Below are 23,468 nucleotides of genomic sequence, written 5' to 3'. Positions count from 1 at the left end.
TCAGGGCACGATGGCCACGCCGCGCAGTGGCTGGCCGTCGGCGATCTGGCCCAGGCGCCGGGTTTGGCCGTTGCCCAGATCGATGAGGTGCAGGCTGGTGCGTCCCGCCGTGCGCAAGGCCCCCAGCGCCGTGTTGTCGGTGTCGGTGATGTCCATGGAGGCGTCTTCCAGCGCCCCCAGCCCCAGCGAGCCCACCGGCCGCAATGTGCCCGTGTTGGGCGACACGGCTGGCACCTGCCCCTCCACCGAGCCCTGCGTCAGCAGGTTGCCATTGGCCAGGTCGATGGCGTAGTTGGTGGTGAGCTTGTCGTTGGTCTGGTTGTAGGTGTAGCCCGCCGCCGCCACGCGTGGGTTGGCCGACTGCCATTGGTAGGTGAGGTAGGGGTCGCGTGCGGCGATGGCGCCCGTGTCCGGGTGCAGCCGCAGGTTCAGCCCCGTGTCGCTGACCACGCGGATGCGATCGGCCGCGGGATTGAAGTCAAAGCCGAAGTGCTCACCCACGAGCGGCACCGGGGTGTTGCCCACCGGGGTGAGCGCCCCGGTGTCGGCGTCCAGCGTGTAGAGCTGCCCCTGGCGCGACAAAGCGTAAAGCACGCCGCGCGCCACGCGGTAGTCGATGCCCACCAAGGCATCGCCCGCTGGCAGCCCGGTGATGGTTGCGCGCGACACGATGCGGCCTGGCTGGCCCGCATTGAAGCGAATCAACTCATGCCCCTCGGTGACGGCCACCATGATTTCCTTGCGCGGCGTGCCCTCATCGCGCGATGGCAGCCACTGGCTCAGGTCGACCTTCGGCAGGCTGCAGGCGCTCAGCAGGGCCACGGCGGTCAGTGAGGCCAGTGAGGCCAAAGAGGTCAGGGCTCGACGGTGAGCAGGCCGAAAGACGATCATGGGTGATGGCTCCGGAGAATGATTGACAAACCTCAAGATTGCGCCGATCACGCCCAGCTTGATCTTGGGGCAAACTCGGAGATCTCCGGCTTATTCAAGGCATTCGATGAGCGCTGATCACTCCCCGCGTCCGGCCCGAGCTGTTTGGGTGCGCCGCCTGGCCTGGGTGGGCCTGTTGCTGGCGCTGATCGCCGCCGGTGCCTGGTGGGCCATGCGCCCCGTCGTGGTGGAGGTGGTTCGGCCCCAGGTGCAAGACCTGAGTCGCACCTTGCAGTTCACCGGGCGGGTTGAGAGCCGAGAGCGCGTTGACCTGGGGGTGACCGTGACCGGGCGTGTCGAGGCGGTGCAGGTTCGCGAGGGCGATCGCGTGCAGGCCGGGCAGGTGCTGATCACACTGGAGCAGGACGAATCGCGCGCCGCACAGGCGCAGGCCGAGGCCACCTTGGCCCAGGCCAACGCCACCCTGCAGGCCGCGCGGGCCGAACTCAAGCGGGTGCGTGAGCTGGTGTCGCAGGGCTTTTTCAGCCAGGCCAACCTGGATGAGGCGCTGCGAGGCGAGCGGGTGGCCCGTGCGCAGCAGGGGGCGGCCCAGGCCGCGCTGACGGTGTCGCGTGCGCGGCAGTCTCAAACCACGGTGCGTGCGCCCGCTGATGGACAGGTGCTGGTGCGGCAGGTCGAGCCTGGGCAGATCGTGCAGGCGGGCAAGGCCCTGCTGACCCTGGCGGTGGACGGCGCGACCGAGTTGGTGGCGTCGGTGGATGAGCGATTCTTGTCTCAGTTGCAGGTGGGGCAGCGCGGCAAGGTGGTGGCCGATGCGTTTCCCACCCAGCCATTTGATGCCGTGGTGGCCCGCCTGGCGCCGTCGGTGAACGCCCAGACCGGCGCGGTGGAGGTGACCATGAGCGTGCCCACCCCTGAGCCCGCGTTTCTGCGTGAGGACATGACCCTGTCGATCGAGGTGCTGACCGGGCAGCGGCAAGGTGCGCTGGTGCTGCCGCTGCAGGCGGTGCGCGAGCGTCAGGCGCGCGACGGGCGCGAGGAAGGCACCGTGATGGTGTTGCGCGACGGACGCGCAGTGCCGGTGCCGGTGGTGCTGGGCTTGAGCAACCTCTCGCAGGTGGAAGTGACTGCTGGGCTGACAGACGACACCACGGTGCTGATGGACCCCACCGTGGCCGAAGGCACCCGCGTGCGAGCCCGGGTGGCGCCATGAGCAGTGCGCTGGGTTTCGAGTGGCAGGTGGCCACCCGCTTCTTGCGAGAAGGACGCTTTCAGAGCCTGCTGATCATCGTGGGCGTGGCCGCCGGTGTGGCGGTGGTGGCCTACATTTCCGCCTTGGTGACCGGCCTGCAGCGCAACACCCTGAACAAGACCCTGGGCGCGCAGGCCCATGTGGTCGTCAGCCCGCTGGACGAGCGCGTCACACCAGCCTGGCCGACCTCGGAGGGGGTGCGCTTCAGCGACACCCAGGCCCGCGCGCAGCGCTTGCGCACCATCGCCAACTGGCCGGCCGTGGCGGAGGCGCTGGCCCGTCGTCCGGGGATCGTGGCGGTGTCGCCCATGGCCGCGGGGGCGGCCCTGGCCCGGCGTGGCGAAGCCACCCGTGCCATTGCGCTCAATGGCGTGCAGATTGATCGCTACGACCGCATCGTGAACCTGCGCGACAAGGTGGTGGCAGGCCGGCTGCAACTGGGCCCGGGCGAGGCCATCGTGGGCAACACCCTGGCCGACGACCTCGGGGTGCAAGTGGGCGATCGCATCCTGATCGTCACCAACGGGCGCAGTGAAACCCTGCGCCTGACCGCCCTGGTGGACCTGGGCGTGAAAGACCTCAACCGCCGGGTGGTGCTGGTGCCCTTGCGCACGGCACAAAGCCTGCTGGACCTGGCCGGTGGCGCCACGCAGATCGATCTGCGCCTGGATGACGTGTGGGCGGCCAAGTCCCTGGCCCAGGCCCTGGCGCGGGAGTTGCCCAATCAGGTCGAAAGCTGGCAGGACACCAACGCGCAACTGGTGTCGGCCCTGAATGCGCAGTCGGTCAGCACCACGCTGATCCGCGTGGTGGTGATGGTGGTCGTGGTGCTGGGCATCGCCAGCGTGCTGGTGGTGTCGGTGGTGCAAAAACAGCGCGAGATCGGCATCCTGCGGGCCATGGGCAGCACACGCGGGCAGATCCTGCGGGTGTTCTTGCTGCAGGGCGCGGTGGTGGGGGCCGTGGGCTCGGTGCTGGGGGTGGTGTTGGCCGCAGGCTTGCTCAAGGGCTTTTCCACCTTCGTGAAAGGGGCCGATGGCCAGCCGCTGTTCGTGGTCAGCCTGCCCCCCGAGATGGCCTTGCAGGTGATCGTGCTGGCCTTTGTGGCCGGCATCCTGGCGGCCGTGGCCCCAGCGCGGCGAGCGGCCCGCATGGACCCGGCTCAGGCCATCCGCATGTGAGCCATGAGCGCCATCACCTCACCCACCCCCCTGGTGCAATTGCGAGGTTTGCGCAAGGGCTACAACCTCGGGATGCCCAACGAGCTTGAGGTGCTGCATGGGCTGAACCTGCGCATCAACCAGGGTGAATTTGCCGCGCTGATCGGCCCATCGGGCTCAGGCAAAAGCACCTTGCTGAATGTGCTGGGCCTGCTGGAGCGGGCCACCTCCGGCGAGTACCTCTTGCGCGGTCAGGCCGTTCAGCACCTGCCCGACGACGAACTCACGCGACTGAGGCGCGATGTGCTGGGCTTCGTGTTTCAGTTTCATCACCTGCTGCCCGCCTTCACCGCGCTGGAGAACGTGAGCCTGCCGGTGCTGATGCGCGATGGGCATGTGGCCAAGCCGCACCTGGCGCGTGCGCGCGAGTTGCTGGACGCCGTGGGCCTCAGCGCTGCGATGGACCGCAAACCGGCGCAACTGTCTGGCGGCATGCAGCAGCGCGTGGCCATCGCGCGGGCCTTGATGCTGCAACCTGCGCTGGTGCTGGCCGATGAGCCCACCGGCAACCTCGACACGGCCTCGTCGGCCGAGGTGTTTGCGCTGATGCGCCGGATTCACCAGGACGTGGGCACCACCTTCCTGATCGTCACCCACGATCCTCGGCTGGCCGCCCGCTGTGATCGGGTCATCGAGCTGGTGGACGGGCAGGTGCACCGCGACGGCGCGACGAACCAGACATGAAATGCATTCATGTCTGATTGAATATTCATCGCTTGATTCATGTGAGTGGGGTGCGCACACTGCGCGCCATTGCACACACGAATGGATCAAGACATGGCACGCACGCACCTCCTGGGCTACCCGCGCATCGGGGCCCAACGCGAACTGAAATGGGCCCTGGAGGCCTACTGGAAAAGCCAACGCACCGACGCCGATGAACAGGCTTTGCGCCAGGTGGGCGCCCGGTTGCGTCAACAGCATTGGCAACGCCAGCGCGACGCCGGCCTGGATTGGGTGACGGTGGGCGACTTCGCCTGGTACGACACCACGCTGAACCTGAGTGCCGCGCTGGGCGCCTTGCCAGAACGTTTTGGTCTCGACCCCGCCACGCTGAGCTTGTCGCAGTACTTCGATCTGGCGCGGGGGCGCGCCGACCAGCCTGCCATGGAGATGACCAAGTGGTTTGACACCAACTACCACTTCATCGTGCCCGAGGTGAATGAGCGCACCTGCTGTGATGGCGGCGTGTCGTGGCTGCTGGAGGAGGTGGCCGAGGCCCAGGCCCTGGGCCACCCGGTGAAGGTGAGCCTGCTGGGCCCGGTGAGCTGGTTGTGGCTGGCCAAGTGCCATGGGGCGGCCCCTGATTTTGACCGGCTCACGCTGTTGCCCCGCGTGGTGGCCGCTTACCGCCGCATCTTGCAGGCGCTGGACCGCCAGGGCGTGGCCTGGGTGCAGGTCGATGAGCCCATCCTCACGCTGGAGCTGCCACCTGCCTGGCAGGCGGCCTTCGAGCCCGCGTACGCGGATCTGGCCGATCTGTCTGCCGGGGACCATGGCCTCAAGCTGATGCTGGCCACCTACTTCGAGTCGGCCGCCGGGCATGCCGCCCTGGCGGCACGCCTGCCGGTGCAGGGCTTTCACATCGACCTGGTGCGCGCACCTCAGCAACTGGCCGCATGGCGGCAGGTGCTGCCGCCCGAGGCCGTGCTGTCGGTGGGCGTGATCGACGGGCGCAACATCTGGCGCACCGACCTGCGCAAAACCCTGCCTGTGCTGCAGGCCCTGCACGACAGCCTGGGCGATCGCCTGTGGGTGGCGCCATCGTGCTCGCTGCTGCATGTGCCTGTGAGCCTGTCTGGCGAGCAACGGCTGGACGCCGAGTTGCGCCCATGGCTGGCCTTTGCCAGCGAGAAGCTCGATGAGTTGCAGACCCTGCGTCGCGCGCTGCATGACGGTGTGGCCGCCGTGCACGATGCCTTGTCCCACAGCGATGCGGCGGTCGCCGCCCGTCGCGCTTCGGGGCGTGTGCGCCATCCGGTGGTGCAGCAGCGATTGCAGCGCATCACGCCCGACATGGCGCAACGCCGCTCGCCGTTCGGGCAGCGCATCGCGGCCCAGCGCGAGGCTTTGAACCTGCCCCTGCTGCCCACCACCACGATCGGCTCTTTCCCGCAAACGACCGAGATCCGGCAGGCCCGCGCCGCCTTCAAGCGGGGCGAGCTCAGTGCCATGGATTACCTGCAGCGCATGCGCACCGAAATCGAGCACGTGGTGCGCCAGCAAGAGGCCTTGGGCCTGGACGTGCTGGTGCACGGTGAGGCCGAACGCAACGACATGGTCGAGTACTTCGGCGAGCAGCTCTGGGGCTATGCCTTCACCGAGCATGGCTGGGTGCAAAGTTATGGTTCACGCTGCGTGAAGCCGCCCATCCTGTATGGCGATGTGTTCCGACCCGAGCCGATGACGGTGGAGACCACCCGCTACGCCCAGTCGCTGACCGACCGGCCCATGAAGGGCATGCTGACCGGGCCCGTGACCATGCTGCAGTGGTCGTTTGTGCGCGATGACCAGCCGCGCGAGACCACCGCACTGCAGTTGGCCCTGGCCATCCGCGACGAGGTGCAGGACCTGGAGAAGGCCGGGATACAGATCATCCAGATCGACGAGCCGGCCTTCCGTGAGGGCCTGCCACTGCGGCGCAGCGACTGGGCCGCTTACCTGGACTGGGCTGTGCAGGCCTTCAAGATCAGCGCCTGTGGCGTGGGCGACGCCACCCAGATCCACACGCACATGTGCTACGCCGAGTTCAACGACATCCTGCCCAGCATCGCCGCCCTGGATGCGGACGTGATCACCATCGAGACCTCACGCTCGGCCATGGAGCTGCTGGATGGTTTCGGTGCCTTCGATTACCCCAATGAGATCGGGCCGGGCGTGTATGACATTCACTCCCCACGGGTGCCGACCGTCGAGGCCATGGTGCGTTTATTGCAACGGGCATGTGAGGTGATCCCGTGCGAGCGCTTGTGGGTCAACCCCGACTGCGGGCTCAAAACCCGCGGCTGGCCAGAAACCGAGGCCGCTTTGAGGCACATGGTGAAGGCCGCCGAGGTGTTGAGGCTGTCGCAAGATGTTCAATTGAAGTTAACTGTTGGTAACGGCGTTTGAGTGTGGCCGCCTGAGGCGGTAGAGTGCCGTGCCTGCTTCAGCCGCCACCCCATGGGATCCACGCCCTACCACCCGCCCGACACGCCCCCACCCCAGCCCATGCCGGTGCATGGCCTGCTGCGCGCGGGGGCGGCTTTGGCGGTGGGCAGCCTCAGTGCCTGCGGCGGTGGCGGCGAGGAAGACCCTTCCGGTGCCGGACGCCTGGCGGCGGCGCAATTCGAGTCGATGGACGAGGCCCGCGCATCCCGCCTGCTGAGCCAGGGCGGCTTGGGCGCCACCCCTGATGAGGTGGCCGCCGTGATGGCCGATGGCCCGCAGGCCTGGTTTGATGCCCAGCTGGCGTTGCCCTTGGGGCCGTCGATGTGGGACTGGGCCAGAGCCCGCGGCTTCGACAACGTCCTCTACGCTCAAAGCGACTACGGTCTGGACCAGACCCTGTGGTGGCGTCTGGCCACGGCGCCAGACGTCTTGCGTCAGCGCGTGGTGCTGGCCCTCAGCCAGATCTTTGTGGTCTCGCCCTTGAACATGGTGGCCTACTGGCGCCAGTTCGGTTGCATCGCCTGGTGGGAGTTGCTGGAGCGGCATTGTTTTGGCAACTTCCGTGAGCTGCTCACCCACGTCACCTTGTCGCCGGCGATGGGCGTGTACCTCAGCATGCGGGGCAGTGCCAAAGCCGATGGCACGGGCCGACAGCCTGACGAGAACTACGCCCGCGAACTGCTGCAGTTGTTCACCATCGGTTTGACGGCGCTGAACACCGACGGCACGCCGTCTGAGCTCGCGCAAGACACCTATGACGCCACCACCATCAGCGAGTTGGCCAAGGTGTTCACCGGTTGGGACGTGAACGGATTCAATCCCTTCAATCCCACGGGGCCGTTCGACTACTGGCGCGCGCCCATGGACTTCAATGCGCCGCGCTTTGATGGCAGCGACAAGCGTGTGCTGGGCACCACCATCTCTGCCAGCCTGTCGGGCCCCGAGGCCCTGGAGGCGGCGCTGGACGTGATCTTCGAGCACCCCAATGTGGGGCCGTTCATGGCGCGACAACTGATTCAACGGCTGGTGACCAGCAACCCCAGTCCGGCGTATGTGTCGCGCGTGGCTCGGGTGTTCAATGGTGAGGGCAGCGGTCAGGGCGTGCGGGGCGATTTGCGCGCCGTGATCAAGGCCGTGCTGGCCGATGAAGAGGCTCGCCCCGAACTGACGCCGGCCGTGCCGGGGGCGCCCAACAGCCTGAGCGACGGCAAGCTGCGCGAGCCTGTGTTGCGCCTGTTGCAGTGGCTGCGCCTGACGCGCGCCAGTTCGGTCACCTGGGATGTACCCGATCTGTCGGGCAGCGACTACCTGGGGCAGGCCCCCTTGCGGGCACCCTCGGTGTTCAATTTTTACCGGCCCGGTTACGTGCCGCCCAACACCGAAGTGGCCGTGCAAGGCCTGGTGGCGCCCGAGTTCCAGATCACCAACGAATCGTCGGTGATGGGCTACCTCAACTTCATGTGGGAGGTCTTGCGCACCGGTGGGCTGGGGGTGGTGACCCCCGACTACAGCGACTTCCTGCCCCTGGCCGACGACGTGCCGGCGCTGGTGGCCCGCCTGAACCTGTACCTGACCGGCCAGGCGCTGTCGGCGGCCACCGTCAGCACCATCGAGCAGGGTGTGCAGAGCATCCTGGGCAGTGCGCCGTCCGAACGCCTCAACCGCGTGCTGGCCGCGATCTACCTGATCATGGCCAGCCCCGAGTACCTGGTGCAGCGATGAGGACCCCCACATGAGCCGTCACCTCACCCCCGGTCAGGCCAGCCGCCGCGCCTTTTTGCAACGGGGTGGCCTGTTGTCCTTGGTGGGGGCCGCTGCGCCGTGGGCCCTCAACCTGGCCAGCATGGCCGAAGCTGCTGCCCAGTCGTCTGGCGCACAAGGCTACAAGGCCCTGGTGTGTGTGTTCCTGCAGGGGGGCAATGACCACGCCAACACCGTGTTGCCCTACGACCCGGCAGAGCACCAGGCCTATGCCCAGGCGCGGGGCAGCATCGCCTTGACGCGCGAATCCCTGGCGGGCACCTTGCTGGGCGGCACACCGGGTGGGCGCCCTCTGGCATGGGCCCCGGCCTTGGCGCCCCTGCACAGCCTGCAAACCGAGGGGCGCCTGGCCACGCTGCTCAACATCGGGCCCTTGGTGCAGCCCACCAGCCTGGCGCAGTACCGGGCCCGCTCGGTGCCGCTGCCGCCCAAGCTGTTTTCGCACAACGATCAGCAATCCGTGTGGCAGTCGTACGGCGCCGAGGGCAGCACCGCCGGTTGGGGCGGGCGCACGGCCGACCTGCTGCTGTCGGGCAATGGCCAGGCCTCGCTCACCTGCATCAACACGGCCGGCAGTGCCGTGTACCTGGCAGGGCAGGACGCCGTGCCGTACATGGTCAACCCCTCGGGCGTGCCCGAGCTGTCGGCCCTGGGCGCACCCTTCGGCATGTTCGGCTCGGCGGCGTGTCGCGATGCCTTGCAGCAGATCATCGGCCAGACCACCCAGGCGCATGTGCTGGCGGCCGAGCATGCCCGCATCACGGCCCGGGCGCTGGACGTCAACGCGCGCCTGCGATCGGCGCTGTCGGCTCAGGCTGCCTTGCCCACGGCGTTTGACGAGGGCAATCCGCTGGCCAAACAACTGCGCATGGTGGCGCAACTGCTGCAGGCCCGAACCACCTTGTCGATGAGCCGGCAGGTGTTTTTCGTGCAGCTGGGCGGCTTTGATCTGCACGACAACCTCAGTGCTCAGCATCCCGTGTTGCTGGGGCGTGTGGCCTCGGCCCTGCTGCAGTTTCAGCAGGCCCTGGATGCCCTGGGCCTGGCGCAGCAGGTGACCACCTTCACCGCCAGTGATTTTGGCCGCACGCTCAACAGCAACGGTGATGGCTCGGACCATGGCTGGGGCGCGCACCACCTGGTATTGGGTGGGGCGGTGCAGGGGGGGGCGGTGTATGGCCAGTGGCCCGACACCGTGCTGGGCGGCGCGCAGGATGTGGGGCAAGGGCGCTTGCTGCCCACCACCAGCGTGCAGCAATTGGCGGTGGCCCTGGCGCGCTGGATGGGGGTGTCTCCGAGCGACTTCGGCTTGGTGGCGCCGGGCCATGGGGCGTTTGATGGTGCGGCGTTGTCGGGTTTGCTGGCCTGATCCGGGCGCTGTTTTGCTCTAGGATGCGGCCCTGTCTCAAACGGAGTGCCGCATGTCCAACCGTCCCAACCAGCTGTCCCGTACCGTGGCCCAATTGCAGGGCATTCCCCTCATCGGGCAGTGGGCCACCAGCTTTGCCCTGGGGCGCGTGGTGCCCTTTGTCGGCACGGCCGGCCTGCGTTATGAGGTGATCAGCACCGAGCGCGTGGTGGTGCGCATCCGCAACCAGCGCAAGGTGCAGAACCACATCAAGGGCGTGCACGCGGCCGCCATGGCCCTGTTGGCCGAAACCGCCACCGGCTTTTGTGTGGGCATGAACCTGCCCGACGACAAGCTGCCGCTGATCAAGACCATGAAGATCGACTACGTGCGTCGTTCACAGGGCGACATGGTGGCCGAGGCCCGCCTGCGCCCCGAGCAGATTCAACAGATCCTGTCGCAAGACAAGGGCGAGGTGACGGTGCCCGTCACCATCACCGACGAGTCCGGCGAGCAGCCCATCCAGGCCGAGATGATCTGGGCCTGGGTGCCCAAGAAGCGGGGCTGAGCGCGGCCGTGGCCCATCAAGCCTGCGGCCTGGCGTGCCGCAGGATGGCGTCGACCAGCAGGGTCATGTCGATGGGCTTGACCACCAGATCGACCATGCCGACGGCCATGCAGCGGGCGTGTTCCTCGGCCAGCGCGTGAGCGGTCAGGCCGATCACGGGCAGGGTGGGGGCACGGTCACACAGGGCCTGGGTGGCCTCATAGCCGTCCATGACGGGCATCTGGATGTCCATCAGCACGAGGTCAAAGGCATCGGCGCCGTGGCGATCCAGTTGCTCCAGCAGCTCGGCGCCGTGAGCACACAGCGTGACACTGGCGCCTTCGAGGGCCAACATCTCTTTGAGCACCAACTGGTTGATGGCGTTGTCCTCGGCGGCCAGCACGCGCAGGCCGGCCAGGCGCGGTGCCACCGGGTGGGGGGTGCCCATCACGCCCGTGCCCACACCCTCGCCCGCGCCCGCGTCCGCGCCTTCGCCCTCCAGCCCCTGCTGCTCATCCGGGGGCTGCAGCCGCACCAAGGGCAGGGTCACCACGAAACGGGTGCCCGCGCCGGGGGTGCTTGAGGTGTCGATGTGTCCGCCCAGCAGCGACACCAGGCGCTGCGTGATGGCCAGCCCCAGGCCGGTGCCACCATGCTGGCGGGTGTTGGAGTCGTCGGCCTGCTCGAAGGGCTGGAACAAGGTCGCCATGTGATCGGCACGGATGCCGATGCCGGTGTCCTGAACGGTGAGCTGCCATTGCTCGCCCCGCGCATGGGCCATGAGCCGCACTTCTCCCCGGTCGGTGAACTTCACGGCATTGGACAAGAGGTTCAGCAGGATCTGCTCCAGCCGCAGGCTGTCACCCAGGCACACCTGCGGCAGGTTCGGGTCCAGCTCCACCAGCAGGCGCAGGCCTTTTTCTATCGCACGGTCACGCACCAGCAGCACCGCGTGGTCCATGACCTCGCGAGGGCGCAGCGGGGCCTGCTGGATCCGCAGTTTGCCCTCTTCGATCTTGGAGAAGTCGAGGATGTCGTTGAGCACGCCCAGCAGCAATCGTCCCGATGCGCTGATCTGCTCGAAGACCTGCTGCGCGGGGCCCTGGTGTTCACGCGCGCCCAGTTGAGCCAGGCCCAGCACGCCATTGAGCGGGGTGCGGATCTCATGGCTCATGTTGGCCAGGAAGCGGCTTTTGATGAGCGCGAGGTTTTCTGCCTCCAGTCGTGCGGCCTCCAACTCGATCGTCCTGGCCTTGACCATGTGTTCCAGCCGCTCGTGGTGCGCCTGCAGGGCCTGACGGGCTTGCTGGACCTCGCTGATGTCCTGGATGGCCCCGTCGATTCGGACCACTTTGCCGTGCTCTCGCACAGGTTCGCCTTGGGTGCGGATCCACTTGCGCCGTCCCGTGGCCGTGGTCAAAGGCACCTCCAGGGCGTAGGACTCTCCCGCGTGCACGGCCCGCTCGAGGGCGCTCAGGATCTGCGTCTGGTGCTCTGGCGCAAACGGCGAAAGGCCTTCTTTGATGCGCAGCGACGCGGGGTCGTCGGGGTCCAGGTCCAGGATGCGTGCGGCGCCGCGTGTGCGTGTGCCTTCGCCGTTGATCAGGTCCAGGCTCCATCCGCCCACCTTGGCCAGGATGCTCATGCGGTCCTGGATGGCTTGTTGCTCACGCAAGGTTCTTTCATGGCGGCGCTGGTCGGTGACGTCGAGCATGAGCCCGACGATCAAGGGGCCTTGATCTGTGCGCACGCTGCGCCCGTGCACTTCCACCTCGACCTTCGAGCCGTCGCGCCGCAGGCCCGTGAAGCCATAGCGCACCTCCTTGCCTGGCGTGTTCAGTCGCTCGGTGATCATGTGGCGCACGCGGTCACGGTCTGCGTCGGCCACCAGATCGGTCACCGGAATGCGCCCCACGATGTCTTGCGGGTTGTCGAACCCCATGATCCGCGCAAACTCGGGGTTCACGTAGGTGAATCGTTCATCTTTGATGGCGTAGATGCCCGCCAGACTTTGCTCCACCAGCGCCTGGAACATGCCGTGTCCCGATCGGCGTTCGGTGCGTTGCACCCATTCGATGCCCAGGCTGATCAGCACGCCCATGGCCACGAACACGCCCATGGCGATCATGGCCGATGGCTGGCGGCTGAGCCATTCGGGGTGGGTGGGGGCAAACACCAGCCAGGTCAGTGCGGCAGAGATGCCCGTGGACGTCAGCCCCGCCAGCCATCCCCCCAGCCACGCGGCCACCAGCACGGCGGGATACCCCAGCAGCCAGGCGAAGGGGCGCAGTTGATCCCAGGCGGTCCACTGCAGCAGGGCGGCCAGGCTGGGCACGGTCATGCCCCACGCCAGTGCCACCCACATATCCGTGCGCCGGTTGGCCTCGGTGAACTGCGATCCGGCGTCGCTGTCTGTCGGCGCGTTCATCAGGGTGAACCACAGGATGGCCGCGGTGGCGAGCACAAAGGCCACGCCTTTGAACGTTCCGTACCGCGCCACGGTTTGCGCATCGCTGAAGTGCATCAGCACGCTGTCAGACAGCAAGATCCAGGCGGTGGCGACGATGGCGTAGGCCGCCGCGGCCTTCAGGCCATACTGCCTGCGACGTGAAACCGGCATCGGTGGGAGGTGCAGAAACGTTGTAACGCGATTATCTGCTCAGACGCCCCTGGCGCACCACCCCGGGATCTACCGGGGCGCGCTGGAGGCTCAGGCCGCGTTGACGCGGGCCGTCACCGCCTTGCCGCTGCGCAATCCCAGCTTGTTCATCAGTGCCTGGTCGGCGTCGAACTCGGGGTTGCCGGTGGTCAGCAGCTTGTCGCCGTAGAAGATGGAGTTGGCACCCGCCAGGAAGCACAGGGCCTGCACGGCTTCGCTCATTTGCTGGCGGCCGGCCGACAGGCGCACGCGGGCCGTGGGCATGGTGATGCGGGCCACGGCGATGGTGCGCACGAACTCCAGCGGGTCGAGCGGGGGTGTGTCGGCCAGCGGCGTGCCGGGCACCCTCACCAGGTCGTTGATGGGCACCGATTCGGGGTAGGTGGGCAGGTTGGCCAACTGGGCGATCAGGCCGGCGCGGCCTTCGCGGGTTTCGCCCATGCCGACGATGCCACCGCTGCACACCTTCAAATTGGCCTTGCGCACGTGTTCGAGCGTGTGCAGGCGGTCTTCGAGGTCGCGCGTGGTGATGATGTCGCCGTACAGCTCAGGGGCGGTGTCGAGGTTGTGGTTGTAGTAGTCCAGGCCAGCGTTTTTCAGCGACTGTGCCTGGGTGTCGGTCAGCATGCCCAGGGTGCAGCAGGCTTCCAGGCCCTCTTGCTTGATGACACCAATCAGCTCGGCGACCTTCTCGATGTCACGGTCTTTCGGGGCGCGCCAGGCCGCACCCATGCAGAAGCGGCTGGCGCCGGCGTCGCGCGCGGCGATCACGGCCTCACGCACTTCGTCGGGTGACATCAGCTTGCTGGCCTCCACGCCCGTGTCGTACGAGGCCGACTGCGGGCAGTAGCCACAGTCTTCAGGGCAGCCGCCGGTCTTGACCGACAGCAGCGTGGCGTGCTCGATCTCGTTGGCATCCCAGTGCTGGCGGTGCACCTGCTGCGCCTGCCACAGCAGATCATTGAACGGCAGGTTGAAGAGCGCCAGCACCTTCGCGCGCGGCCAGCGGCCGTTGTCGAAGTTCGGATCGGTGCAGTCGCCACCACAGCCATGCGCATTGAGCACCGGCTTTTTCACCAGGTGGATGGGCTGGGCAGAAGAAGCAACAGAGGTGGAGCGCTGAGACATGGCGTGGGCACCGCCTGGGGCGGTCAAGGTCGAATCCATCGCAAGTGTAGTCTGCTGGTCAGGTGACTGTGTTGACGTCGGAATCAGCGCATTGACGCAAGTGGTCTTGTGCGTCAAGTTAAGCTCGGGGCCATGCGCTTCGAGCACCTGATTGAAATCAACGCCCCTCAGCCTGCGGCTGACTGGTTGGCGCCCACCTTCACCCGTGATCAACTCTGGCAGGGTCTGATGCTGAAGGTTTTGACGCCGCAGCGGTTTCCGCTGGGGCCCCAGGGCTGTGACTGCACCGAGACGGCCCCGGGGGTGTACGCGCGCGTGCTGCGCTTCGGGCCGCACACCCTGCAAGACGAGGTGCGAGCTCAGGCCTTGCAACGCCTGGTCTTCACGCCGCAGGCGCACGGCGACACCACGCCCATCCGGCTGACGATCACCGTGGAGGAGCCCCACGCCGGTCGCATGGTGCTGCGCTTTGTCTATGAGGCGCTGGGCGAGCAGAGCGCCGAAGAGGCGTATTTCAACGGCTATCGGCACAGCGCCTGGGTAGAGGCCGACCGGGACATGGTGCGCACCCTGCGCGAGTGGCTCGGCCAGGGCGAGCTGGGGGGCGTCAGCCTCAACTGAGCACCGTGCTGTCGGCATCACGCCGCTGCCGTTGAGGCAGGTGCCGCGCGATCACGTCCGCCAGCTCTTCGCTGGTGAATGGCTTGCCCAGCACATCGTCCATGCCGGCTTCTACGCAGGCCATGCGGTCACGGGATTCGGTGCTGGCGGTCAGGGCGATGATGGGCAGTGGGCGCAAGCCCGGGGCTTGTTGCTCACGGGCGCGGATCTGCCGGGTGGCGTCGAGGCCGTTCATCTCGGGCATCAGGCAGTCCATGAGCACGAGGTCGGCGTGGTGACTCGACAGCCAGTCCAGGGCTTCGCGACCGTTCTCGCATCCGCTGACCGTCAGGCCCAGTTGCTCCAGGGTGGCGCGTGCCACGATCGCGTTGATGGGGTTGTCTTCGACCAGCAGCACATGCGCGCCTTCCTGGGGCACTCTGGGGGCATCCTCGGCCGCACCCTTGGCTTGAGCGGTGGCGGCCTGTGAGGTGGTCTGGGCGGGCGCGAGCGCGACGCGCACACTCAGCGTGAAGGTGCTGCCTCGGCCCAGCTGGCTCTTGCAGGCCAGTGTGCCGCCCATGGCCTGGGCAATCCGTTGAGCGATGCTCAGGCCCAGCCCGGTTCCCTGAGGGGCCAGCGCCGGATGGTGAACCTGGTGGAACGGATCGAAGATGCGGGTCAGCTCGGAGGGCGGGATGCCGATGCCGGTGTCGCTCACCGAAAAGGTCAGGGGCACGTCTGCCAGGGCGGCCTGACCGTGGGTGCGCGCCACGGTCACCGACACCTGGCCGCCCGGAGTGAACTTGATGGCATTGCCCACCAGGTTGATCAGCACCTGTCGCAGGCGGTGTGCATCCGTGTCCACCCACTGGGGCACGTCCGGTGCCATGGTGCAACTCAGTGTGGGCGGGGCGCTGGTCTGGTCGGCTTGTGCCTGACCCAGGGCAATGACCTCGCGCACCAGGGCATGCAGATCCACGGGGGCCTTGTGCAGCACCAGCCTGCCGGCCTGACAGCGGGAGAGGTCCAGCACGTCGTTGATCACGCCCAGCAGATGGGTTCCAGCCGATCGGATCAGGGTCAGTTGTTCGTGCGTGGCGGCGTCACGTGAGTCGCGTTGCATCATGCTCGACAGGCCCAGGATGCCGTGCAGCGGGGTGCGCATCTCGTGGCTCATGGTGGCCAGGAACATGTCCTTGGCCTGGCCCAGTTGGCGAGCTTCATCCAGCGCGGCCGCCCGCAGTTGGGCCAGGTGCTCGCTTTCGAAGCGCAGACGCAGCAGTTCGCCGATCCGACGGTGAGATCGTTCGGCCGACATCCAGAACACCCCCATGAACCCGATCACCACCACCAGGCCAAACAGGCCCCGCGCATCCGGGTAGTGGGCGCAATAAAGGGCCAATGACGTGCCGATGGGCAGAAAAAACAGCCGCGCCAGCAGGCGGTCGGCGGTGAACATGAAGGCCCCGCAGGCGGCCACGCCCAATGCCAGGCCCACCAGCGTGGCGCGCAGTTCCAGGTGTTCGCTCACCGGGACCGCCCACACCAGCAAGGACCAGACGAATCCGGTGGCTCCGGTGAAGTACAGCAGCCGTCGCCTCCACGCGGGTGCTTGCCGTCGCCTTGATCGCAGGTACATCACGGCGTGGGCGCCCGCCAGGCACTCCACGGTCAGGGTGCACAGCGCCCAGGCCAGCGACCAGGGGGTCAGGGCGACGGGATGGAGGTGGTGCACATACGCCAGCATGAGCACCGCCAGCGCGCCACCCATGGGCGCAGCGACCGGGACGTGAGAGAACAGCATCCGGGTGCGGGCTGCCTGCACACGGTGCTTCCAGTCGGGGGCGGCGGTCGGCGAAGACATCAGAGAACGTCAGGGCGAAGAGGTGGCGTGATCGGCCAATACAGGGTGTCTAGTTTGGATGTGTTTCGTTAAACGATCGAAGGGGTTATCCCGTGGCTGGGCGGACATTCCGCACAAGCGCCCCGCGTTTAAGGGCCCGTTCAGGCGGGGCACGCATCATCGGTGCCATCTCCTGCCACTGCATGCCATGCGCTGATCCACCATGTCGCCATCTGCCACCTCACGTCCCGCCACCCCGGCGGCCGCCACATCCACCGGTCGCGCGTCGGCGGCCACACCGCGAGGAAGGGATGCGGTGGTGCGTCTCACCCACTGGGTGCTGGCGGTGGCCGCGCTGGGGGCCTGGTTCACGTCCGAAATGGACGGGTGGCGGGGGGTGCACATGACCCTGGGCTATGTGGCCGCTGGCGCATTGATGGTCAGGCTGGTGTGGGCGTTGGTGTCGCCGGGCGCGGGGCTGGCCCGATGGGGTCGCATGGGCATGAGCCTGTGGCGCGGGCTGCAGGGGTTCGTGTCGGGGCGGGTGGGCGCCTCGGCGTGGATGACGCAGGCGCTTGGCCTGACGGTGGTGGCCCTCATGGCCTTGGTGGCGCTGTCGGTCAGCACCGGGGCGGGCATGGACCTGGGTGGCGCCGTGCTCGAAGACACGGTGTGGGAGGAGTGGCTTGAGGAGTTGCATGAGTGGCTGGGCAATGCGCTGTTGCTGGCCGTGCTGGGCCACTTGGGGGTGGTGACGGCACTCAGCGTGGTGCGTCGCCGCATGCTGGCCATGGACCTGGTGCGCGGCGGGACGGCCCGGGGCGTGCGTTTGTGGGTCGAACGCGGCGTGGCGGTGCTGCTGTTGGTGGCGCTGGCGGCGTTCTGGTCGCAGCGCTGGAGCACCCATGGCCCGGGCATGGTGGGAGCGCATGCCCAGGGTGAGCACAGCGAAGGCCACGACCATGATGATGACGATGACGACTGAACGGTGCCCGGCTCACAACACAGGATGCGGCAGCGCGGGAGCGCGCTGAGCGCCCTGAGCGCCATGAGGCTGAAGCCGCAGGGTGCGCAAGGCGGCCAGGCGGGCAGGCAACTCGGTGGGGTCTTGGCCCAGTGCCCTGACCACACACAACGCGGCCGCACCAGCGCCTGACATGTGCTGAAGGTCGGCGGCCGTCAGCAAGCCGCCGATGCCCACCACGGGCACGGGGCTGTGCGCCACCCACCAGCTCAGGTTGTGTCGCCCCTGTGGTTGCCATGGCATGTGTTTGGTGGTGGTGGCCTGCACGGGCCCGCAGGCGATGAGGCTGGGGCCACAGCCCAGTGCACGGGCCAGCTCCCACAGGCTGTGAGAGCTCAGCCCGAGTTGCACGCGATGGCCCTGGCCGCGCAAGAGCGCTTGGTCGTCTGCACTGAGTGCCAGCAGGTCCTCCTGCCCCAGGTGCAGGCCCAGGGCGTACCCGGCTTGCACTGGCGTGGGCACCGGATGGGCCAGGGCCGCGCGCCAGTGGTCGTTGACGATGAGGGTGGCGCCATGTCGGGCAGCGGCGTTCAGGCAACGGGTCAGGTGGGCCTCCAGGCCGTTGCGGGCCTTGTGCCGCAGTTGCACGCAGCGCATGCCGGCCTGCATGGCGGCCTCGGCCATGTCTGCGGTGGCCACGATGCCGTACAAGCCATCATGCGGTGGCGTGAACGGCTGGAACAGGCCGGGTCCATCGTGCAGGGGCGATGCCTGCAGGCGCCAGGGCAGGTCGGCTCCCCAGCCCAGCCAGGGCATGGGCGCGCTCCCCAGCGCCGGGCCAGCGGCAAAACCCGCTCGTGCCTTCACCGGTCCTGCGCCTTGACCGGCGGGGTGGCCGTGCATCAGCGCATGGCGCGTCAGCAGGTTGGCCAACACGATGGCATCGGCCGCCACATGGCCCAGCGCCAGCGCGGCCGCCACCCCGCTGGCCAGCGTGCAGCCCGTGCCGTGGTGGTGTGGGGTGTCCACCCGGGGGGCGCACAGCCAGCCTTGGGCCTGTGGTGTGTCCATCCAATCCAGGCACCAGCCTTCAGCGGCCGTGCAGGGGGTGTCCCCGCCGGTGATCAGCACGGCGCCCACGCCCTGCTGGCGCCAGCCTTGCGCCACGGCCGGCAGGGTGTCTGCACCCGCCAGCACCGCCGCCTCGGCGCGGTTGGGCGTGATCACCGTGGCGCGGGGCAAGAGGTGGGTGCGGTAGGCGGCCACGATCGCCTCGTCGCTGAACGCGGCGCCGCCGGCACTGGCGCTCAGCACGGGATCAACGACCAGGGCCGGCAGGCCGTCTGCGCGGCCCTGGCGTAGGGCGTCCACCCAGCAGGCCACGGTGTGGATGGCCGCTGCGCTGCCCAACAGGCCCGTTTTGATCGCCACCGGCGGCATGTCTTGCGCCAGGGCGAGCAGTTGCGCGTCCAGCATGGTGGTGTCCACGGGCTGCACCATCGACACCCCCCGTGAGTGTTGCGCCGTCAGGCAGGCCGCCACCGGGCAGGCGTGCACGCCCATGGCCTCGGCGGCGCGTTGGTCTGCACTCAGGCCGGCGCCCCCGGCCGTGTCAAGCCCGCCGATGCACCAGATGATGGGCGGGGCCATGGGGTTCACGGCCGCACTCATGACAGGACAAAGGGCTGGCCACCCACCGGGGTGGTGGCGATGGCCACATCACTGCTGGGCATGAGCCCCGCCAGGAAGCCCTCTCTGCCGGCGCGCACCCCGTGGGCGAAGGCTCGGGCCATGCGCACCGGGTCTCCCGCCTGCGAGACCGCCGAGTTCAGGAGCACGGCGTCCATGCCCAGCTCCATGGCGGCCGTGGCGTGCGAGGGGGCGCCCAGTCCGGCGTCCACGATCAGGGTGATGTGGGGCAGTCGCGCACGCAGGGTGCGCAAGGCCCAGGGGTTGAGCAGGCCCAGGCCCGAGCCGATGGGGGCGGCCCAGGGCATGAGGATGCGACAGCCGGCGTCCACCAGCCGATGGGCGCTCACCAGGTCGTCGGTGCAGTACGGCAGCACCTCGAAGCCGTCTTGCACCAGTTGCCTGGCGGCGGTCAGCAGCTCGAACGGGTCGGGCTGCAGGGTTTGTTCATCGCCCACCACCTCGAGCTTGATCCAGCGGGTGTCCAGCAGTTCACGCGCCATGTGGGCCAGGCTGATGGCGTCGCGGGCGCTGCGGCACCCCGCCGTGTTGGGCAGCAGGTGGGCGTTGCACGCCTGTGCGGTGTCGCGGATCACCCGCACGAAGCCGTTGTCCTGGCCTGTGGTGGCCAGCGTGCGTTTGAGCCCCAGGGTGAGTACCTGGCTGCCCGAGGCTTCGATGGCCTGCTGCAGCACGGCCGGCGAAGGGTGGCCGGCCGTGCCCAGCAGGAATCGGCTGTGCAAGGCGGTGTCGCCGATGTGCCAGAGGTCTTGCGTGGCCATGGGTCAACCTCCCGTGATGGGTGCAAAACACAAGACGGTGTCGCCGTCGCGCAGCGCATGGCTGGCGCGCTGGTTGCGCGGCACAAAGTCGCCATTGACGGCGGTGGCCAGGCGCGCGGCCGCTTCGGCCTGCTCGGCCTCATCGCCTGGCAGCAGGCGGCGCAGTGCGTCGGCCAGTGTGGCGCCGGCGGGCAACGCCAAGGGGCCCGCTTCGGTGTGGATGGTCAGTGTGTCGGTCATGCGGTCACGGGGGTGGGGGAGAGGGGGGGCGTGAAGGTGGGCATCAGGTGCCGCAGTCCGTCCTCCACCAGGGCCGGGGCCAGCAACCAGCCGTGGCGGTACAGGCCGTTGATGCGCAGCAGGCCGGGTTCGGCATGCAGCCGTGGGCGGTGGTCGGGCAGGGCGGGGCGCAGGTTGGTGTCGGTCCGCAGGATGCGGGCCTCGGCCAGGGCCGGCAGCACGCTGTGCGCGGCGGCCATCAGCTCGACCGCGCTGCGCAGTGACACGCCCGACCGGTCCTCGCTTTCCAGCTCGCTGGCACCCACCAGCACCACGTCGCCCGGACGCGGCACGATGTACACGCGGTGTCGCGGATGCAGCAGGCGCACCGGGCGCGTCAGGCGCACCCCGGGCGCATGCAGCCAGACCAGTTCGCCGCGCACACCGCGCACGGGCAGGCTGGCGCGCGCGCCTGTGCCGCGCACGTCGATGGCCCAGTCGACGGCCAGGGTGTGGCCGTCATGCAGGTGCAGCGCACCGGGGCTCACGTCCGTCACGGTCTGCCCCCAGTGCCATTCGGCCGTGCAGGCCTGGTCGTGCAGCGCCTGCATCGTGACCACGGTGTCGATGCAGCCTTCATCGGGCAGCAGCCAGGCATGCAGCGGCCCCTGCGCACCGTGCAGCTCGGGCTCGAGTGTGTGCAGTTCGGCGGCCTGCAGCGGCCGGGGGGCCGGCCAGGGCGGTTGGTGGGCTTGCGCCAGCCGCTGCAGCACGCGGTGGGCCGTGCCCAGATCGGGGCCGTGGGCCACCAGCAGGCTGCCGGACTGCCGAAAGCAGGGGGCCAGCGGTCCGGTGTGCGCAAGGGCCGCGGTGATGTCTCGCCAGCGATCCAGCGAGCGCCACCCCAGCGCCGCCACGTCGGGGTCGGCCTGGTCCAGCTCGGCCAGGGGGCTGAGCATCCCGGCGGCGGTGAGGCCGGCAGCCTGGTGCCCATCAAAGCGCGCGGCCGGGCCAGGCGACGGATCAAAGACCGAGACCTGGTGACCGGCCTTGCACAAGGTCCAAGCCAGCAGGCGGCCCAGCAAGCCGGCGCCTGCAATGCCGATGCGCAGGGGCCGGGCGGCGTCCTGTTCTGTGGAGTGCGAGGTCATGGTTCAACCCTTGGGGCTGATGACGGGGTGCACGGGGATGTAGAGCTCACCACCGACCTGCTTGAACTCGTCGGACTTCTGCGCCATGCCGTGGGCGATGGCTTCGCCGTCGCCCACGCCCTGGGCCGCGGCGAACTCGCGCACCTCCTGGGTGATCTTCATCGAGCAGAACTTGGGGCCGCACATCGAGCAAAAGTGCGCCACCTTGGCCGCGTCCTTCGGGAGCGTCTCGTCGTGGAAATCACGCGCGGTTTCGGGGTCCAGGCCCAGGTTGAACTGGTCCTGCCAGCGGAAGTCGAAACGCGCTTGCGAGAGCGCGTCGTCGCGGGCGCGGGCCGCCGGGTGCCCCTTGGCCACATCCGCTGCGTGCGCCGCGATCTTGTAGGCGATCAGGCCCTGCTTGACGTCGTCGCGGTTGGGCAGGCCCAGGTGCTCCTTCGGTGTCACATAGCAGAGCATGGCCGTGCCCATCCAGCCGATCATGGCCGCGCCAATCGCCGAGGCGATGTGGTCGTACCCGGGCGCGATGTCGATGGTCAGCGGGCCCAGCGTGTAGAAGGGTGCCTCGTGGCAGTGTTTCAACTGCTCGTCCATGTTGGCCTGGATCAGGTGCATGGGCACGTGGCCAGGGCCTTCGATGATGGTCTGCACGTCGTGCTTCCACGCGATCTGCGTGAGCTCGCCCAGCGTGCGCAGCTCGGCGAACTGGGCCTCGTCGTTGGCATCGCTCAAGCACCCGGGGCGCAAGCCATCGCCCAGCGAGAAGGTCACGTCGTACGCCTTCATGATCTCGCAGATCTCTTCGAAGTGCGTGTAGAGGAAGTTCTCTTTGTGGTGCGCGATGCACCACTTCGCCAGGATCGAGCCGCCGCGCGAGACGATGCCCGTGCGCCGGTTGGCCGTGAGGTGGATGAAGGGCAGGCGCAGGCCCGCGTGGATGGTGAAGTAGTCCACCCCTTGCTCGGCCTGCTCGATCAGCGTGTCGCGGAAGATGGCCCAGGTCAGGTCTTCGGCCACGCCACCGACCTTTTCGAGTGCCTGGTAGATGGGCACGGTGCCGATGGGCACGGGGCTGTTGCGCACGATCCAGTCGCGCGTGGTGTGGATGTGCTTGCCGGTGGACAGGTCCATCACCGTGTCGGCGCCCCAGCGGATGGACCACACCATCTTCTCGACTTCTTCTTCGATCGACGAGGTGACGGCGCTGTTGCCGATGTTGGCGTTGACCTTGACCAGGAAGTTGCGGCCGATGATCATCGGCTCCAGCTCGGTGTGGTTGATGTTGGCGGGGATCACGGCGCGGCCGCGCGCCACCTCGTCGCGCACGAACTCGGGCGTGATCTCGCGCGGGATGGCGGCACCCATGGGGTTGCCGCGCAGGCGGGCTTCGCGTTCGGCGTTTTGGCCGTACTTCGCGCGCCAATCTTCAGCCAGCTCGATGCGGCGCTGGTTCTCGCGCAGGGCAATGAACGCCATCTCTGGCGTGACGATGCCTTGGCGCGCGTAGTGCATCTGCGTGACGTTGGCGCCTGCACGGGCGCGGCGTGGCGTGCGTTGCAGTCCGCTGGCGGCGGCGCGCAGCGCGGCCATGCGCTCGTCGTGACGTTCGCCTTCTTTCAGCCCGTCGTCCACCGCCAGCACGGCGCGGCCTTCGTAGGCCTCGGTGTCGCCACGCGCCAGGATGGCCGCCTCGCGCACCGCGGGCAAGCCGCGTGTCACGTCGATGTCGACGTTCGGGTCGGTGTAGGGGCCCGAGCAGTCGTACAGCGTGACGGCTTCGCCATGGGTCAGCGAGACCTCGCGCATGGGCACGCGCAAGGGCTCGGGCAACTGGGGGTGGCTGCCTTCGACATAGACCTTGCGGGACGCGGGCAAGGGCTCGCGCGTCAGTCGGGTGCGTTCGTTCAGGGACTCGGCGGCGGCCTGGGCGATCTCGGGTGCGATGTCAGGGGCGTTCACGGTGGGCTCTCCTCGGTGTGGATGCAGGTGCCATGGCCAAAGCCATGGGGCACGTGCTCCGAGGGGCGCCTTCGGGTCGCCGGGAGGATGGGGTGCGCAGGGGGTGGCCCGTCGGGGATGCGGCCAGGAGGCGCAACCGAGCGGGCCGCCTCCATCACGGACCTCTTCCAGAGGCGGCCTGACGGGACAGCTCTTCTTTCGCCGGTATGAACCGGATCAAGTTCAACGGGTTCGGTGTTTCACCATCTCAGCGCCTGCGTGATCGGATCACGTGGCACACCCCGGAGCAAGGGCCAGTGTAG

18 protein-coding genes and 1 riboswitch are annotated in these 23,468 nt (G+C 68.1%); of the genes, 9 read left to right on the top strand and 9 right to left on the bottom strand.

What is annotated here, in order from left to right:
• Entirely contained in the window at nt 1-891 is an 891-nt protein-coding gene (locus WNB94_RS07015; RefSeq protein ID WP_341389297.1) for a DUF4394 domain-containing protein, read from the bottom strand.
• A gap of 106 nt (nt 892-997) precedes the next feature.
• On the opposite strand from WNB94_RS07015, the gene WNB94_RS07010 reads away from it, so the two are divergent.
• From WNB94_RS07010 to WNB94_RS06980, 7 genes are all read left to right on the top strand, one after another.
• Nucleotides 998-2,104: an efflux RND transporter periplasmic adaptor subunit gene (locus WNB94_RS07010; protein ID WP_341389296.1), complete on the top strand. Its 1,107-nt coding sequence runs from the start codon at nt 998-1,000 to the stop codon at nt 2,102-2,104.
• Complete coding sequence (locus tag WNB94_RS07005; protein WP_341389295.1) at nt 2,101-3,324, top strand: ABC transporter permease; 1,224 nt, start codon at nt 2,101-2,103, stop codon at nt 3,322-3,324. The genes WNB94_RS07010 and WNB94_RS07005 overlap by 4 nt, the downstream gene beginning before the upstream one ends.
• 3 nt (nt 3,325-3,327) lie before the next feature.
• The gene (locus tag WNB94_RS07000) at nt 3,328-4,047 is read left to right on the top strand and encodes an ABC transporter ATP-binding protein (RefSeq protein ID WP_341389294.1); all 720 of its coding nucleotides are present in this window, start codon (nt 3,328-3,330) and stop codon (nt 4,045-4,047) included.
• A gap of 93 nt (nt 4,048-4,140) precedes the next feature.
• Nucleotides 4,141-6,474, top strand: coding sequence for a 5-methyltetrahydropteroyltriglutamate--homocysteine S-methyltransferase (metE, locus tag WNB94_RS06995; RefSeq protein WP_341389293.1), 2,334 nt, complete (start codon nt 4,141-4,143; stop codon nt 6,472-6,474).
• Nucleotides 6,475-6,525: 51 nt separating this feature from the next.
• Nucleotides 6,526-8,235: a DUF1800 domain-containing protein gene (locus WNB94_RS06990; protein WP_341389292.1), complete on the top strand. Its 1,710-nt coding sequence runs from the start codon at nt 6,526-6,528 to the stop codon at nt 8,233-8,235.
• A 10-nt stretch (nt 8,236-8,245) separates the two neighbouring features.
• Entirely contained in the window at nt 8,246-9,643 is a 1,398-nt protein-coding gene (locus WNB94_RS06985; RefSeq protein WP_341389291.1) for a DUF1501 domain-containing protein, read from the top strand.
• Nucleotides 9,644-9,695: 52 nt separating this feature from the next.
• The gene (locus tag WNB94_RS06980; RefSeq protein WP_341389290.1) at nt 9,696-10,190 is read left to right on the top strand and encodes a DUF4442 domain-containing protein; all 495 of its coding nucleotides are present in this window, start codon (nt 9,696-9,698) and stop codon (nt 10,188-10,190) included.
• Between the two features lie 16 nt (nt 10,191-10,206).
• Here the strand turns inward: WNB94_RS06980 and WNB94_RS06975 are convergent, their stop codons facing one another.
• On the bottom strand, nt 10,207-12,789 hold the full coding sequence (locus WNB94_RS06975; protein ID WP_341389289.1) for an ATP-binding protein: 2,583 nt from the start codon (nt 12,787-12,789) through the stop codon (nt 10,207-10,209).
• Between the two features lie 90 nt (nt 12,790-12,879).
• The gene (gene bioB / locus WNB94_RS06970; protein ID WP_445819027.1) at nt 12,880-13,995 is read right to left on the bottom strand and encodes a biotin synthase BioB; all 1,116 of its coding nucleotides are present in this window, start codon (nt 13,993-13,995) and stop codon (nt 12,880-12,882) included.
• 93 nt (nt 13,996-14,088) lie between these two features.
• Here bioB and WNB94_RS06965 point away from each other — a divergent pair, with 93 nt between their 5' ends.
• Nucleotides 14,089-14,577 (top strand): AtaL-like protein, encoded by a 489-nt coding sequence (locus tag WNB94_RS06965; protein WP_341389288.1) that lies wholly within the window; start codon nt 14,089-14,091, stop codon nt 14,575-14,577.
• Here the strand turns inward: WNB94_RS06965 and WNB94_RS06960 are convergent.
• A complete protein-coding gene (locus WNB94_RS06960) occupies nt 14,570-16,423 on the bottom strand; it encodes an ATP-binding protein (RefSeq protein WP_341389287.1) in 1,854 nt (617 codons plus the stop codon). The two genes, WNB94_RS06965 and WNB94_RS06960, sit on opposite strands and share 8 nt — an antisense overlap.
• A gap of 202 nt (nt 16,424-16,625) precedes the next feature.
• On the opposite strand from WNB94_RS06960, the gene WNB94_RS06955 reads away from it, so the two are divergent.
• On the top strand, nt 16,626-17,387 hold the full coding sequence (locus tag WNB94_RS06955; protein ID WP_341389286.1) for a cytochrome b/b6 domain-containing protein: 762 nt from the start codon (nt 16,626-16,628) through the stop codon (nt 17,385-17,387).
• A gap of 12 nt (nt 17,388-17,399) precedes the next feature.
• On the opposite strand, the gene WNB94_RS06950 is transcribed toward WNB94_RS06955, so the two are convergent.
• Genes WNB94_RS06950 through thiC form a run of 5 tightly spaced genes read right to left on the bottom strand, consistent with a single transcriptional unit; the run spans nt 17,400 to nt 23,115 of the window.
• The gene (locus WNB94_RS06950) at nt 17,400-19,016 is read right to left on the bottom strand and encodes a bifunctional hydroxymethylpyrimidine kinase/phosphomethylpyrimidine kinase (RefSeq protein WP_341389972.1); all 1,617 of its coding nucleotides are present in this window, start codon (nt 19,014-19,016) and stop codon (nt 17,400-17,402) included.
• A 17-nt stretch (nt 19,017-19,033) separates the two neighbouring features.
• The gene (locus tag WNB94_RS06945; protein WP_341389285.1) at nt 19,034-19,837 is read right to left on the bottom strand and encodes a thiazole synthase; all 804 of its coding nucleotides are present in this window, start codon (nt 19,835-19,837) and stop codon (nt 19,034-19,036) included.
• Between the two features lie 3 nt (nt 19,838-19,840).
• Complete coding sequence (thiS, locus tag WNB94_RS06940) at nt 19,841-20,077, bottom strand: sulfur carrier protein ThiS (RefSeq protein WP_341389284.1); 237 nt, start codon at nt 20,075-20,077, stop codon at nt 19,841-19,843.
• Nucleotides 20,074-21,207 (bottom strand): FAD-dependent oxidoreductase, encoded by a 1,134-nt coding sequence (locus tag WNB94_RS06935; protein ID WP_341389283.1) that lies wholly within the window; start codon nt 21,205-21,207, stop codon nt 20,074-20,076. Before WNB94_RS06935 ends, thiS begins: the two co-directional genes overlap by 4 nt.
• Before the next feature lie 3 nt (nt 21,208-21,210).
• Nucleotides 21,211-23,115 carry a phosphomethylpyrimidine synthase ThiC gene (thiC, locus tag WNB94_RS06930; protein ID WP_445819045.1) on the bottom strand — a complete coding sequence of 635 codons (1,905 nt, stop codon included), beginning with the start codon at nt 23,113-23,115 and terminating at the stop codon, nt 21,211-21,213.
• Nucleotides 23,116-23,342: 227 nt separating this feature from the next.
• Nucleotides 23,343-23,460: riboswitch (TPP riboswitch) on the bottom strand.
• Nucleotides 23,461-23,468: the final 8 nt, after the last annotated feature.

This window comes from Aquabacterium sp. A3 (assembly GCF_038069945.1).
GTDB lineage: Bacteria > Pseudomonadota > Gammaproteobacteria > Burkholderiales > Burkholderiaceae_C > Aquabacterium.
Note: the sequence above shows the minus strand (reverse complement) of the source record. Positions and strands in the feature narration are given on the sequence as shown.

What these genes read in the sequence shown, in the direction of transcription:
- WNB94_RS07000 (WP_341389294.1), top strand. Translation starts at nt 3,328, where the DNA reads ATGAGCGCCATCACCTCACCCACCCCCCTGGTGCAATTGCGAGGTTTG.
- WNB94_RS06985 (WP_341389291.1), top strand. Translation starts at nt 8,246, where the DNA reads ATGAGCCGTCACCTCACCCCCGGTCAGGCCAGCCGCCGCGCCTTTTTG.
- WNB94_RS06955 (WP_341389286.1), top strand. Translation starts at nt 16,626, where the DNA reads ATGTCGCCATCTGCCACCTCACGTCCCGCCACCCCGGCGGCCGCCACA.
- thiS (WP_341389284.1), bottom strand. Translation starts at nt 20,077, where the DNA reads ATGACCGACACACTGACCATCCACACCGAAGCGGGCCCCTTGGCGTTG.
- WNB94_RS07015 (WP_341389297.1), bottom strand. Translation starts at nt 891, where the DNA reads ATGATCGTCTTTCGGCCTGCTCACCGTCGAGCCCTGACCTCTTTGGCC.
- WNB94_RS07010 (WP_341389296.1), top strand. Translation starts at nt 998, where the DNA reads ATGAGCGCTGATCACTCCCCGCGTCCGGCCCGAGCTGTTTGGGTGCGC.
- WNB94_RS06935 (WP_341389283.1), bottom strand. Translation starts at nt 21,207, where the DNA reads ATGACCTCGCACTCCACAGAACAGGACGCCGCCCGGCCCCTGCGCATC.
- WNB94_RS07005 (WP_341389295.1), top strand. Translation starts at nt 2,101, where the DNA reads ATGAGCAGTGCGCTGGGTTTCGAGTGGCAGGTGGCCACCCGCTTCTTG.
- WNB94_RS06945 (WP_341389285.1), bottom strand. Translation starts at nt 19,837, where the DNA reads ATGGCCACGCAAGACCTCTGGCACATCGGCGACACCGCCTTGCACAGC.
- WNB94_RS06950 (WP_341389972.1), bottom strand. Translation starts at nt 19,016, where the DNA reads ATGGCCCCGCCCATCATCTGGTGCATCGGCGGGCTTGACACGGCCGGG.
- WNB94_RS06975 (WP_341389289.1), bottom strand. Translation starts at nt 12,789, where the DNA reads ATGCCGGTTTCACGTCGCAGGCAGTATGGCCTGAAGGCCGCGGCGGCC.
- metE (WP_341389293.1), top strand. Translation starts at nt 4,141, where the DNA reads ATGGCACGCACGCACCTCCTGGGCTACCCGCGCATCGGGGCCCAACGC.
- WNB94_RS06980 (WP_341389290.1), top strand. Translation starts at nt 9,696, where the DNA reads ATGTCCAACCGTCCCAACCAGCTGTCCCGTACCGTGGCCCAATTGCAG.
- WNB94_RS06965 (WP_341389288.1), top strand. Translation starts at nt 14,089, where the DNA reads ATGCGCTTCGAGCACCTGATTGAAATCAACGCCCCTCAGCCTGCGGCT.
- WNB94_RS06990 (WP_341389292.1), top strand. Translation starts at nt 6,526, where the DNA reads ATGGGATCCACGCCCTACCACCCGCCCGACACGCCCCCACCCCAGCCC.
- WNB94_RS06960 (WP_341389287.1), bottom strand. Translation starts at nt 16,423, where the DNA reads ATGTCTTCGCCGACCGCCGCCCCCGACTGGAAGCACCGTGTGCAGGCA.
- bioB (WP_445819027.1), bottom strand. Translation starts at nt 13,995, where the DNA reads ATGGATTCGACCTTGACCGCCCCAGGCGGTGCCCACGCCATGTCTCAG.